Consider the following 12,279-nt stretch of genomic DNA (forward strand, 5'->3'; position numbering starts at 1 on the left):
GCTTGGCGTGAAGGGCACCGCCAGACGCCACGTTAACCGGGTAGTTCTCACGTTTGAGCCATCGCGAGCCCTCGGATGGACATTGAATCGATTGCAATAGGTGATCGCCCCGTCTGCATTGGCCTCCCATTCAACAGATCCTGATGCGTGCCCGTTTGTTCAGACTGTTGCGCTTAGACCCCCGTCAATGACGATTAGGCCTCCATTGACATAAGAGGCACGGGCGCTAGCCAGGAATGCAGCAACTGCCGCGAAGTCGGAAGGGTGGCCGAGGCGTCGGGCGGGCGTCCTGTCCTCAAGGGCACGGATGGCCTCCGCGTGGTCTCCCAAACGATTGGCTTCATGAATAGCCGTGCTGTGTGCTCCAGGGGCGAGCACGTTTACGGTGACACTCTCCCCCGACAGTTCCTGAACGAGGGCGTGGCAGTAGGGCACCAGTCCCGCTCGTGCGACACCCGACAGCACGAAATGTGTTGGTGTGCGAACGATAGCTTCGGATGCTAGCATTAATATTCGTCCCGCCGGTGAGAGACGCAGATACGGCAAGGCGGCGTTAATCAGGTTTACCGATGGCAACAGCACCCGATCGAAGGCATTGTCAAAATCCTTAGACTTCATGGCCGAGGGTGGCCCGGCAGGGACGCCTCCGCAATTCGTCACCAAGATGTCGATACATCCAAAATGTTGCGCTGTTTCTGTAATCCAGGCCGTTGTCTCCGCGCAGTCGGTAACGTCGGTCGGGCGTGCCAGCACTTCGGCGCCTGCTGCGAGCAGCCGATCGGATGCTCTTGACAATCGCGTCGGATCCCGCCCGCAAATGGAAAGGCGACAGCCCTCGTTGGCCAATTCCTCAGCGGTTGCCAAACCTAAGCCGCTGGACGCGGCCGCTACCATTGCCACCTTGCCGCCAAGCCCTAAATCCATTTCATGTCCTCTTTGGTGCCATCGCAGACATCCCAGCATAAGTCGTGCCAATCCAAAGGCTGTGTAGAACAAGCGGAATAGCGCTGCCGATCAAACCCGATGATGTCGGCTTCCGGACACTTGTGTCGTTATCATGCAGCCTCTGGCGGTTTTGATACTGCTCGCATCCTGTCCAATCGAAGTGCTGCCAGTCCGCGAAGACTACCTTCCCAGCATTCAATGTTCCGCGGCAAGCGGGCAGGGGCGATGTCGGCAACAAAGACCGCGCATGAATAGCCTACTCGCGCAACAGTAGGCCGGTCTCGCCGGTTGCCGTCGCTTGCAGGAGCACTCCGGTCAACACGGTCTATCGTGCAGCGGCCACTTGGCAAGCGGCAACTTGTGAAGACCAACTGCCGAGCGCGTGAAACCGCTCCTCATCTGTTGTGAGTTACGCGATTTTGAAGGAGCAATATGGCTCGCCGCCTCTGACATTCTGTAGGCCTTGACGTGTCCACGACATTGGTTGTCAGCCAAGCTCTCGTTTGAAGCCGGCCCAGACAGCTGAAAACGCGGGAAAGACGGTTTCTTCGACATATCCGTCAATTGGCATGAGTTTTGATGCTGCGTTTGTGATCGCCAGCAAGCCGCGAATGGTCGGACGCGCCGATGACGAAGACAGCAAGAAAAGGACCTTAGATGAGCAGTACGGATCCAAAAGCAGCGGCAGAGCAAGCCGCACGAGAGCGCATCAGGGTCTCTCATGCGCTCAACGGCGATTCCGTCCGCTTGGCTCAACTATATCGCGAGTGGGCGAATACGTTCGATCAGGATCAGGTCCGCGTCGGGTACTGCGGGCCTGCGATTGTGGCGGAGTTGGCAGGAGCCATGCAGAACGCCTATTTGGATGGGCCGCGAAATGCCGTCCCGATTCTGGACGCTGGCTGCGGAACAGGACTTGTCGGGGTGGAGCTGAATCGCCTCGGCTTCGGGTTGATCGACGGGTTCGATCTTTCCGAAGCCATGGCTGAAAAGGCCCGGCAAACGGGCATGTACCGTAATGTCCGCGGCAATGTCGACCTCAACGGACTTGTCTCCGACTTCGCCAGTGCAAGCTATGACCTAACCGTCTGCTGCGGCGTGTTCACGCTCGGGCACGTTCGACCTCATGGATTGCGCGAACTGGCTCGCATCACCCGCCCAGCAGGCTTCATAGTTGCAAGCACCCGCAAGAGCTACGCGGACGCGACGTCCTTTGAAAGTGAGGTGCGGCTCCTCCAAGATGAAGGTGTCCTCAGGCTGGTCCAATGTCTGAAGAATGGTCGCTACCTCGAGCAAGAGGACGGACACTACTGGGTTCTGCAGGTGCCTGCGACCGCATCCAGAACGGTCTGTTCGTGAAGTCGTTGATACACGGCTCAACCGGGCAAACTCACATGCCTACGGGAAGATTTTCTTGTCGGCGTCCCTCGGGCGCGTTTGCATGTGTGCCGGGCCCTTCCGGCCGACGCGCCAACCAAAGCTTGACCTTTGAGTAGATTTGACGGGGCGCGCGTCGAATGACGGATAGGGTGTCAATGAAGGACAGATCGCTGGATGTGCGCGAGGAAAAACTAATGTGGGGCCAACGATATGAATGCTGAGATGGTCTGGCGCGCTCGGCACTTGTCGAGAAGAGCCAAAGTGACGTGAGCGTTTGCCATAAGGAAAGAACGAGTGGGTGGGCTCACCGCAGAACTTCTACGGGCGTTAAGCGCCCTCCTGGAATGGGTGAAGTTTGATTATGGATGCCAAAGGCGCTCAGCGGCTAGAGACTTTCCGCAGGATGCTCAGCATCCGGCTGTTCGAAGAAGAGGGCACCCGTCAATTCGATAGCGGCAGCGTCCCTGGTTGGTTCCACTCCAGCGCGGGCCAGGAAGCTACCATCGTGGGGGCATGTCTCGCACTGCGAGATGACGACGCCATGACTGGAACGCATCGTTCGCACGGGCACCCGATAGGCAAAGGCGCGAGTCTCGACGCGCTGATGGCCGAGCTGATGGGCAAGGTGAGCGGCATCTGCAAGGGTCGCGGCGGTTCAATGCACTTGGCGGACCAGTCGGTCGGCATAATAAGCGAGTCAGGTATCGTTGGAGGCGGTATCCCCCTTGCCACTGGGTGCGCCTTCAGTGCCAAGTTGCGCGGCTCCGATCAGGTCAGCCTCTGCTTCTTTGGCGACGGGGCGGTCAACCAAGGTACATTCCATGAGAGCCTCAACATGGCGTCCCTATGGAAGCTTCCCGTCATCTACCTTTGCGAGAACAATGGTTATGCAATGATCACCTCGGTGGCCGAAAGCCACGGCCAACCCGACATCGCAATACGCGCGGCGGGCTACGGCATGCCGGGGGTGACTGTGGACGGACAGGACGTGCGCGCGGTGTTCGAGGCTGCGGCACAAGCGGTCACGCGAGCCCGCGCGGGAGGCGGGCCAACTCTCATAGTAGCAAACACCTATCGGTTCGATGAGCACAACGTTGGCTTGGCGATACCCGGCCGGCCCTATCGGTCGGCCGACGAGGTGGAGGCGTTCATCCGCGATCGAGATCCGATCTTGCTATACCGAGCTTTGCTACTCGGCGAGGGGGTGAGTGAAGCGTGTCTGAGCGCAATTGAGGAGGAAGTCCGGGATGCGGTCAAGCAGGCGGTGGAATTTGGTCTGCAAAGCCCTATGCCTCGTCCCGAAACCTTACCTAATTACCTCTTCAACTCGCTGCCAAGTGATTACAGCATTGTAGGTACGCTCGAGGGGAATTGTTCTAATGGAAGCTGACGTCCACAGAGATTGCGCGACCGCCCATGTGCATGTGCGGATGTCGTATCTCGAGGCGCTCGTACAAGCTCAGCTGGAGGAGATGGATCGTGATCAGCGCGTCGTCTTACTGGGAGAAGATGTCGCTGCCCACGGTGTGACAAGACTGATTGAACGCTTCGGCAAAGATCGTGTCTGGAGCACCCCAATTTCAGAAGGCAGCTTCACCGGACTGGGTATTGGGGCCGCCATCAATGGGTTGCGACCGATAGTAGACCTCTCGGGCGCCAGCTTCGTTTATCTCGCCTCGGATCAAATCATCAACCAGGCGTCGAAATTGCGGTATATGACCGGAGGTCAGATCGAGATTCCGATCGTATTTCGTTGCTGCATGTACTGCTTGGGTTCCGAGGCTGCGCAGCATGCCGATCGACCCTATCCGCTCTTCATGAATGTGCCCGGTCTCAAGATCATCAGTCCCACCTGCGCCGCCGACATTAAGGGGCTCATGAAATCAGCCATTCGCGACGGCGATCCGGTGCTCGTCTTCGAAGACACTCGCCTGTGGTCAGTCATCGGCGATGTGCCTGTTGACCCGAACCATCTAATCCCGATTGGAAAAGCGGACATTAAGCGGGAGGGAGAGGACGTAACGGTTGTCGCGATAGCGGGTGCCGTTCTGCCCACGATGCACGCTGTCGACGCGCTCGGCAAGGAAGGCATTTCGGTCGAAGTGATTGACCCACGTACCTTAAAGCCCCTCGATTATCGCACCATCATAACCTCAGTCGCAAAGACTGGACGAGTTGTGATCGTCGAGAATGGGCACCGCGTCTGCAACGTTGGCAGTGAGATCGCCGCGGTGATAGCGGAGGAAGCTTTCGAGTTTTTGAAGCGGCCCATCATACGCCTGAGCGCTCCGGACATTCACGTTCCCTTCAGCCCGAGCCTCGAGAAGGATTTTTATCCCACGAGGGATCAAGTCATTGCTGCAGTGCGCAGATTGACCTGAGGGCCGTAGAAAGGTCGGTTAGCTAACCTCGACGGGACGTTTGTCGACGTGTGTTAAACCCAACGAAGTAGGCAGAAAGGCGAGAATTGGACGCCTTGACGTATACGGGGGAGGTTGCAATGAAAGCCGAGCGTTCTTCCCATGAGTTCGAACTGACCGGCAAAGCGGCGCTTATAACCGGGGCAGGGCGTGGTATCGGCCTGCAGATCGCCCTTACTCTGCAACACGCCGGCGCAGCGATAATCCTTACTGGTACCAATGAGGCGCGTCTGGTCGAGGCTGCAGAACGGTTTCCCGTGAAGCCGCGGATTTATCAGCTCGACGTCAGGGATTCGCGGGCCGTACGTAGGCTCGCCGCTAACATTGCCCCTTGCCCAGATATTCTTGTCAACAATGCCGGGATATCTCGCGCCGCCCCGACGCATCAGACCACTGATGAGGATTGGCAAGCGGTGCTCTCTGTGAATTTGGATGGGGTCTTTTATTGCAGCCGCGCGTTCGGATCCCTGATGGCGGAGCGTGGGTCGGGCACAATTGTCAATATCAGTTCAATGTGCGGCGCGATCGTTACCCGACAGGAACACGTCGTCACAGCCTACAATGCAAGCAAGGCGGGGGTGAACATGCTTACCAAGACACTCGCATGCGAGTGGGCGGGATCAGGTGTCCGAGTGAACGCTGTCGCTCCTGGGTTCGTACAGTCTGAGGTCCTCGATCATTATCCAAAGAAAGTGGTCGATGCGTGGTGCGATCGGACTCCCCTGCGCCGCTTGGGCCAGCCGCACGAGGTGGCATCTGCGGTTCAGTTTCTGGCTAGCGATGCCTCAAGTTACATTACGGGAGCAGTTCTGGTCGTGGATGGGGGCTATACCTGTTGGTAACGTCGCTGGCGCAGTCGAGACATTGTCTGCCAAAGCCAGGATGAGCGCTCCCAAGGCGGCTGGTCTGGGAGTTCACGTTTGGCGAAGCCCGGCGACTTGGCGAAGCGGCGCGCGGCTCCGACCGTCGGTTCACATCCTGAAACGAGAAATGCTAGATATGCACCTGAACTGGCCACGCTACCTGGAGTGAACGCCGGGCGATGGAGACGGGGAGCTTGGAGCCCGGTCGATGCCGCAGGAGCCGCTTACGGACGAAAATGGCAGCGAATGCCAAGGACAAGCTGTTCGCGAATTGGTATGCGAGCTACCGCGCCGAGCCTCTCAATGATCGTCCAACGACGCTTGTCGCCCCTTCACCATTTTTGCCAAGCGCTGAATGTATCGGGCCCCTCTGGGGCGCGTTGTTGGCCAATGCCCGAACGGTTGGCGGCGACCGGCACGGTCGCGTTCTCCAAACAGTTACCAAGTGCTCGTCGTGCTGCTGCCCGATTGCGCCGCGCATCGGCCATACGCGCTCCAGCCCCCGCCCTCCAGTAAGCGCCACCCTCACCCGCTCCATACTTCCGTTGCGCATGCCCGCGAACACCGGTGCATTGAGCGCGATACAGGACAGGACGAGCGCCAGGAAGCCGCCATCGCGCAGATAGCGTTCGGCGCCCCGCCCAGAAGGGGAAGGACATCGGCGAGCCAGGCTTTGGGGTTGGCGTCGTTAAGCCGCGCGGCCTTGATGAGGATCAGCGTGGCAACCGCGGAGTCCACGCCACAATCGAACCCGGCGAAGAGCCAAGCTCTTCTTCCGCAAGCTACACCGCGCAACGCTCTTTGGGGTGCATTCTTCGTCATCCAGTTCCTGTTTCCATCTGGCAGTTTTCAAGCCAACCATGTGGGCTCCAGACCGGCTGCAATTTAAACTGGTGGGGCGGCGTTCAGGCGGGCCCGATAACAAGCGGTTATCGGAGGCCCCAGAAATACTCATTTGAAGACCTGAAGCTTAGCAGATTATCTGGCACCTCCGCCGCCAGCAAAGCCTTGCTCAAGAATGTGAGGCACACCTCATCCAAGCTGCGATGTAGATGAACCCTTGGGTTGCGGGTTCCCAGGGGGCGAGCCCGCTTTCACCCGTGGAGGCGAGGGGTCGCACAGCGTTTTGCGTATCAGGCAATCAGGGAGTGAGCATGTGTCGATACCGCGACGAAAGGGGTTCTGGACTATCATAGGCTTGCTGGCGGTACCGCTATGGGCTCTGTGGCCTCTGATGGCGGTAATTGCGAGCGATAGCCTCCCGACATTTCAATTTTCGGCAATCAACTATGCGGTAGCCGCCTTGACGTTGTATGTGCTTTCGAGACGTCGGGCATCCAAGGCACGGATGATCAATCAGCAACTGGTATCCATCTTAATGGTGGCCCTGGGGCTCTTGGTTGGAAATGTCCTTTTCCTTTACTCGCTGAAGTTCATTGCGCCCGCCCAATCGAACGTCATCGTCTACCTCTGGCCGGTTATCCTTGTCGTACTTGCCACTGCGTTGGGGCTGATGGCGTTTTCCCCAAGGCACATCATGTCCGTGCTGCTGGCTCTGACCGGCGCAGTGCTGGTCATCGGACCTGATCTCGCGACTGGATCGTGGATAGGGGTAGCCTTGGCCTTTGGAAGCGGGTTCTCTTGGGCCATCTTCTGCGTTTATCGAATATGGCAGGGCCCCGACGCACCAGACGCTCTAATCGCCGGGCTGACCGTCTCGTCCATAACGGCCATCATTATACATTTCATGATCGAGACGACGACTCTGCCGACATCCCTGAGCCTTTTCGGCGTGATCTTCACCGGCATCTTCCCGCTGGCGGTCGGCAACCTCTGCTGGGACTATGGGTTGCGCCGGGGTGACAAGGTTGTTCTTGCGGTCTGCGCTTACGCTACTCCACTGGTCAGCATTTTGATCCTCGCCGCGTTCGGTCGTGCCCAGCTCACGGCAAGTATTCTCGTTGGCGCAACCTTGATCGTCGGCGGGGGACTCGCCTCTTCGCGCCAAGTTAGAAGCTTCTAGCCACGCTTGCTGGCGTGCTCGGCTCACCAATCGAGCCGGCAGTTAAACGAAGAAGGGCTCAGGCTTCTCTATGGCCTGTTTGGCACCCGCGATACGCGCCGGGACTTGCCAACGCGCGAGCGCAATAAGCACCTGATCAGCCCCGACAGGCTGACGGATTACAGCCGTAGATCTGACGGAAGCATTTTGAAAAATGCGAGGCCGAGGCAAAACCACAGGCAATGGCTATCTCGACGATCGGCAAGTCTGTCTGCTGGATCAGACGCTTTGCGCGGGCAAGCCTCAAGGTCATATAATAGCGCATGGGGGAGGATGAAACGCAGCGCGCGAACAGCCGCTCGATCTGACGGCGCGAGCGTCCGACGCATCGGGCAATGTCATGCAGGGGAAGTGGATCCTCCACATGCTCCTCCATGATGCGGATTATATCGGCAAGTGCCTTTGAGATGACCGTCTGGCTGGCGGTTATCGTCCATTGCCGGTCGGATGCCGAGCGCCAGTGCCCGGCCGTCGTATGTCTGCAGACCGCTAGTGCTACATCCTTGCCGAGCTGCTCGCTGATCATGTCCATCACCAGATCGAAGGAGGCAAACTCGCCGGCGCAAGTGGCCAATTGGGCTTCGCGTACGAACAGGCGGTCAGTTACCAGGAGGCGCGCAAATGTCTCGGCAAGGGCCGCCCGCTTGTCCCAGTGAATTGTACAGGCGCTGTCATCGAGCACCCCGCATTCAGCCAGCAACCATGTCGCCGTGCCCAGCGCCACTAGCGGCGTCCCGTATCGCTTGCACAGACGAAGTACTTTGCTCAAGCATGCCGAGGCCTGACGCTCGACGCGCTCGCCGGCACAAACGATGACCATGCTGGGCCCCTTGCAGGCCTGGATGCTTTCGGCAATTCCTGCAAAATCGCCGGCAACCGCAAGGTTTAACCCGCTGGCGCATTCAACCGATCCTCCGTCAGGACTTACAACCGTCCATTCGAAGAACCGGCGTTCGGCGACCACATTTGCAAGGCGCAGCGGCTCTATGAAAGAAGATAGGCTGAGTTGGGAAAAGCCCGGAAGCGCAAGGATGCTGACCCGAAACACTTCGTCACGACCGTCGATCTGCGGTCGACCAGCGTGCCACCCCACGACGCGCGAAACATCCCCTGCTAAAAAGGGCGCATTCATCAGATCACAGGTCCTCTTGATGGCGATCAGTGGCTCGGCTCGCGGAACGCCGACGCTTTGACCGTCGGCTAGCCCCGTGCGTTATGCCGGCGCTTCATGAAATCCTTGGCGGTCTCGACCGCCACCGCGGCGTCGCGGCAATAGGCGTCGGCCCCGACGGCCTTGCCGAATTCCTCGTTGAGCGGCGCGCCGCCGACCAGCACGACATAATCGTCGCGGATGCCCTTTTCCTTCATCGTGTCGATGACGACCTTCATGTAGGGCATGGTGGTGGTGAGCAGCGCCGACATGCCGATGATGTCGGGCTGGTGCTGCTCGATGGCGTCGAGATATTTCTCGACCGCATTGTTGATGCCGAGGTCGATGACGTCGAAGCCGGCGCCCTCCATCATCATGCCGACGAGGTTCTTGCCGATGTCGTGGATGTCGCCCTTGACGGTGCCGATCACCATCTTGCCCTGCTTCGGCGCGCCAGTGGCGGCCAGCAGCGGACGCAGGATGGCCATGCCGGCCTTCATGGCGTTGGCGGAGAGCAGCACTTCCGGCACGAACAGGATGCCATCACGAAAATCCTCGCCGACGATGCGCATGCCTTCGACCAGCGCTTCGGTCAGCACCGTGTAGGGCTGCCAGCCGCGCTCCAGAAGGATGTTGGTGCCTTCCTCGATTTCTTCCTTCAGTCCGTCATAGAGGTCGTCGTGCATCTGCTGCACAAGCTCCTCGTCGGAAAGCTCGGAAAGGATGATCTCGTCGTCGGCCATGTCGGGCTTGCCTCATCGTTGGTCGAACAAGAAGGTCGGTACCCCATTCGCTGGGGTACCGACCAGGCTTCCGGCGAAGCCTTGGGAGTTGATTGACTCACGCCACCGAAGCAGATCTTTTTACAGTGCTTGACCTTGTTGCCTCTTTGTCGTGCTGTCTCTTCCGCTTGTGTCGAGCAGCCTACCGGCGCGAAGATGCCTGCCGTCCGGAATGCGCTCCCAGGCAATGACTTTTATTTGTGTGACCAGATACGCTCCAACACGCTCAACCTATGGCTCGAACTATACCCCCATCGGCCTGCCTGATTGAGATCATTGATATCGATCGCTGCCATGCTATAGAGAAAAGGAAGAGGCGCAATTTACTTTTTGTCGGGACCGGTATAACAATTTGTCATGTCGAAGGACTATCGCAGGCTTCCATTGAGCGCCCTTCGGGCATTTGAGGCCGCGGCACGGCATTTAAGCTTTACCAAGGCTGCCAACGAGCTTTCGGTTACCCAGGCCGCAGTCAGCCGCCACATTCTGACGCTGGAAGACCATCTGCAAGTCCAGCTGTTCAACCGCGGCAACCAGAAGGTCTCGCTGTCGGCTCCCGGAGAGGAGCTGTTCGAGGCCGTGACGCTGAGCCTCGGGCATATGGCGGCGGCCTTCGACAGCGTGCGAAGGAGACAGAAGGCGCAGCCCCTTACCGTCGGTATGCCAATGTCTTTCGCGACCCTGTTCATGAGCCGCCGCATCGGCGACTTCGTCGCCGCAAATCCCAAGGTCGATCTCCACCTGGTCTCGCTCGAGCGCAGTCCGGCGCCGGCCACAGACGGTTTTGACGTTTCAGTGGTCATGGGACATCTGCCGCGCCCTGGCTTCACCGCGACCGAACTCTTCAGCGAGGAGGTCTTTCCTGTTTGCAGCAAAGCCTACGAGCCCCACTCGCCGCAAATCCTGACCCCGGCTGATCTGGTTAACGAGGTGCTCCTGGTGATGGACGACCAGCACTGGTCCGCCTATCCGTGGTCGCCCTTCGATTGGGTGCATTGGCTGGAGCAGTTCGGGGTCTCGCCTTCGTTCAAGCGCACCATCACCTTCAACAACTATCCAACCATGATGCAGTCGGTAATCAGAGGCTACGGCATCGGCCTGGGGTGGCGTCATCTGGTGAGTGACTATGTCAATGAAGGCACGCTGGTCAGACCTCTCGGGGAAAGCTATCTCACCGGCAGAAAGCATCATCTGGTGATTCCGGACACAGCGGCCGGACGCGAAGATGTCCAGATCTTTCGAGACTGGCTGATCGCCGAGGTTAAGGACCTCAAGCCTGCCGCGCCTGCGCCAAGTGCGGAGTTCGTCGGCGCCGCGCGCGCGCTGGATCACGAAGCGCCAGCCGCAAATTCGAAGGCGCCCGCAGGATAACATTTAGTCGGCCGCGTATAACTATTTCTTCGGTTGTTTTGTCGCGCCCGCGTGACTAGCGTTCCTTGAAGTGACAGGGCCACAACTCGCGATGTGGACCCCTGGCGGGAGTGAGCGGACCAATGCGACGCATGCAGCGACTGTTCTAGCTGTTGGGCAGCAGTGCTGCGCCTGCAGCCAATCCGTCTGCTTTTGGAGAAATCAAGGCGGCGTGGCGCCATCCAATAGGCGGTATCCAGAAAGCGCTCGATAGTCGTTTCTGGTCGAAAGGAGCTTTCGTTGAGTCTGGCCGATATCTTAGATCCATTCAAGAGCTGGCACTTGCCCTTCAGTCAGTGGGTTCAGGACGTGTTGACCTGGGTGGTCACCAATTATCGCCCGCTGTTCCAGACCTTGAAATGGCCTTTCGACAAGTTGCTCACGGCTTTTAGTGTCGGGCTAAACGGCATACCGCCGCTTGTCACCATCGTGTTCGTCGGCCTGATTGCCTGGCAGATCGCCGGCTGGCGTCTGGCGCTCCAGGTGGCGGGCCTGTTGGTGGTTGTCGGTCTCCTCGGCATTTGGGGTGAAACGATGACGACACTATCTCTCGTCTTCACGGCAGTGGTCTTCTGCATGATCGTCGGGATACCGCTCGGGGTGATTGCCGGTCGCAGCGAGCGCGCGGCGGCGATCTATCGGCCGATCCTCGACACAATGCAAACGATCCCCTCGTTCGTGTATCTCGTGCCCGTCGTCATGCTGTTCGGGATTGGCAATGTGCCAGGCGTGATCGTGACGATCATCTTTGCACTTCCACCCGTCATCAGGCTCACCGCTCTGGGCATCCGGCAGGTCCCTGAAGAAGTCGTGGAAGCCATGCGCGCCTTTGGAGCCACCAACAACCAGCTTCTGTTCAAGGCTCAGTTGCCGCTGGCGCTGCCGAGCATCCTTGCGGGCGTCAATCAGACGTTGATGATGTCGCTTTCAATGGTCGTCGTTGCGTCGATGATCGCCGTCGGCGGACTTGGCCAGATGGTCCTGCGCGGAATCGGTCGGCTGGATGTGGGCCTCGCCGCGACCGGCGGGATCGGCATCGTTATCCTTGCCGTCATCCTTGATCGCCTGACGCAAGCCGCGATGTCGCGACGCAGACAGTTCGGCCATGTCGCCTGGTACAGGCGGGGACCAGCATCCGTGTTTACGATGATGCTCAGACCTTATAGATCCCCCGCCACGCAAGACTGGAAAGCGACCGGCGCCGAACTCCTCTCTACAAACAAAGGGGAGCGACTATGAACGGCCCGCTTAACGTGGAACCTCTGTC

Annotated in this window: 10 protein-coding genes and 1 pseudogene; 7 read left to right on the forward strand and 4 right to left on the reverse strand. The window is 58.8% G+C overall.

Features of this window, described 5'->3' with window-relative positions:
• Positions 1-159: 159 nt before the first annotated feature.
• The gene (locus tag MJ8_RS07450; RefSeq protein WP_318528216.1) at positions 160-963 is read right to left on the reverse strand and encodes an SDR family oxidoreductase; all 804 of its coding nucleotides are present in this window, start codon (positions 961-963) and stop codon (positions 160-162) included.
• Between the two features lie 639 nt (positions 964-1,602).
• Here MJ8_RS07450 and MJ8_RS07455 point away from each other — a divergent pair.
• The 4 genes from MJ8_RS07455 (at position 1,603) to MJ8_RS07470 (ending at position 5,587) form a co-directional block, all read left to right on the forward strand.
• Positions 1,603-2,304 carry a class I SAM-dependent DNA methyltransferase gene (locus MJ8_RS07455; protein ID WP_201413778.1) on the forward strand — a complete coding sequence of 234 codons (702 nt, stop codon included), beginning with the start codon at positions 1,603-1,605 and terminating at the stop codon, positions 2,302-2,304.
• A gap of 382 nt (positions 2,305-2,686) precedes the next feature.
• Positions 2,687-3,715: a thiamine pyrophosphate-dependent dehydrogenase E1 component subunit alpha gene (locus tag MJ8_RS07460; RefSeq protein ID WP_201413779.1), complete on the forward strand. Its 1,029-nt coding sequence runs from the start codon at positions 2,687-2,689 to the stop codon at positions 3,713-3,715.
• Positions 3,705-4,706, forward strand: coding sequence for an alpha-ketoacid dehydrogenase subunit beta (locus MJ8_RS07465; RefSeq protein ID WP_225248173.1), 1,002 nt, complete (start codon positions 3,705-3,707; stop codon positions 4,704-4,706). The genes MJ8_RS07460 and MJ8_RS07465 overlap by 11 nt, the downstream gene beginning before the upstream one ends.
• A 119-nt stretch (positions 4,707-4,825) precedes the next feature.
• The gene (locus MJ8_RS07470; protein ID WP_201413780.1) at positions 4,826-5,587 is read left to right on the forward strand and encodes an SDR family NAD(P)-dependent oxidoreductase; all 762 of its coding nucleotides are present in this window, start codon (positions 4,826-4,828) and stop codon (positions 5,585-5,587) included.
• Between the two features lie 651 nt (positions 5,588-6,238).
• Here the strand turns inward: MJ8_RS07470 and MJ8_RS32230 are convergent.
• Positions 6,239-6,448, reverse strand: a pseudogene (locus tag MJ8_RS32230) (IS66 family transposase); the annotation flags it as partial.
• Between the two features lie 394 nt (positions 6,449-6,842).
• Between MJ8_RS32230 and MJ8_RS07475 the strand changes: the two are divergent.
• On the forward strand, positions 6,843-7,631 hold the full coding sequence (locus MJ8_RS07475; RefSeq protein ID WP_263649644.1) for a DMT family transporter: 789 nt from the start codon (positions 6,843-6,845) through the stop codon (positions 7,629-7,631).
• Positions 7,632-7,767: 136 nt separating this feature from the next.
• Here MJ8_RS07475 and MJ8_RS07480 read toward each other — a convergent pair whose 3' ends face one another.
• Both MJ8_RS07480 and MJ8_RS07485 read right to left on the reverse strand, forming a co-directional pair.
• A complete protein-coding gene (locus MJ8_RS07480) occupies positions 7,768-8,802 on the reverse strand; it encodes a GlxA family transcriptional regulator (RefSeq protein WP_201413782.1) in 1,035 nt (344 codons plus the stop codon).
• A 68-nt stretch (positions 8,803-8,870) separates the two neighbouring features.
• Complete coding sequence (locus MJ8_RS07485; protein ID WP_201413783.1) at positions 8,871-9,563, reverse strand: corrinoid protein; 693 nt, start codon at positions 9,561-9,563, stop codon at positions 8,871-8,873.
• Between the two features lie 396 nt (positions 9,564-9,959).
• On the opposite strand from MJ8_RS07485, the gene MJ8_RS07490 reads away from it, so the two are divergent.
• On the forward strand, positions 9,960-10,973 hold the full coding sequence (locus tag MJ8_RS07490) for a LysR substrate-binding domain-containing protein (protein WP_201413784.1): 1,014 nt from the start codon (positions 9,960-9,962) through the stop codon (positions 10,971-10,973).
• A gap of 279 nt (positions 10,974-11,252) precedes the next feature.
• Complete coding sequence (locus MJ8_RS07495; protein ID WP_201413785.1) at positions 11,253-12,251, forward strand: ABC transporter permease; 999 nt, start codon at positions 11,253-11,255, stop codon at positions 12,249-12,251.
• Positions 12,252-12,279: the final 28 nt, after the last annotated feature.

This window comes from Mesorhizobium sp. J8, from assembly GCF_016591715.1.
GTDB lineage: Bacteria > Pseudomonadota > Alphaproteobacteria > Rhizobiales > Rhizobiaceae > Mesorhizobium.

Bases quoted from the DNA above. Each gene is read 5' to 3' on its own strand.
- MJ8_RS07450 (WP_318528216.1), bottom strand. From the start codon at position 963: ATGCTGGGATGTCTGCGATGGCACCAAAGAGGACATGAAATGGATTTA.
- MJ8_RS07455 (WP_201413778.1), top strand. From the start codon at position 1,603: ATGAGCAGTACGGATCCAAAAGCAGCGGCAGAGCAAGCCGCACGAGAG.
- MJ8_RS07460 (WP_201413779.1), top strand. From the start codon at position 2,687: ATGGATGCCAAAGGCGCTCAGCGGCTAGAGACTTTCCGCAGGATGCTC.
- MJ8_RS07465 (WP_225248173.1), top strand. From the start codon at position 3,705: ATGGAAGCTGACGTCCACAGAGATTGCGCGACCGCCCATGTGCATGTG.
- MJ8_RS07470 (WP_201413780.1), top strand. From the start codon at position 4,826: ATGAAAGCCGAGCGTTCTTCCCATGAGTTCGAACTGACCGGCAAAGCG.
- MJ8_RS07475 (WP_263649644.1), top strand. From the start codon at position 6,843: ATGGCGGTAATTGCGAGCGATAGCCTCCCGACATTTCAATTTTCGGCA.
- MJ8_RS07480 (WP_201413782.1), bottom strand. From the start codon at position 8,802: ATGAATGCGCCCTTTTTAGCAGGGGATGTTTCGCGCGTCGTGGGGTGG.
- MJ8_RS07485 (WP_201413783.1), bottom strand. From the start codon at position 9,563: ATGGCCGACGACGAGATCATCCTTTCCGAGCTTTCCGACGAGGAGCTT.
- MJ8_RS07490 (WP_201413784.1), top strand. From the start codon at position 9,960: ATGTCGAAGGACTATCGCAGGCTTCCATTGAGCGCCCTTCGGGCATTT.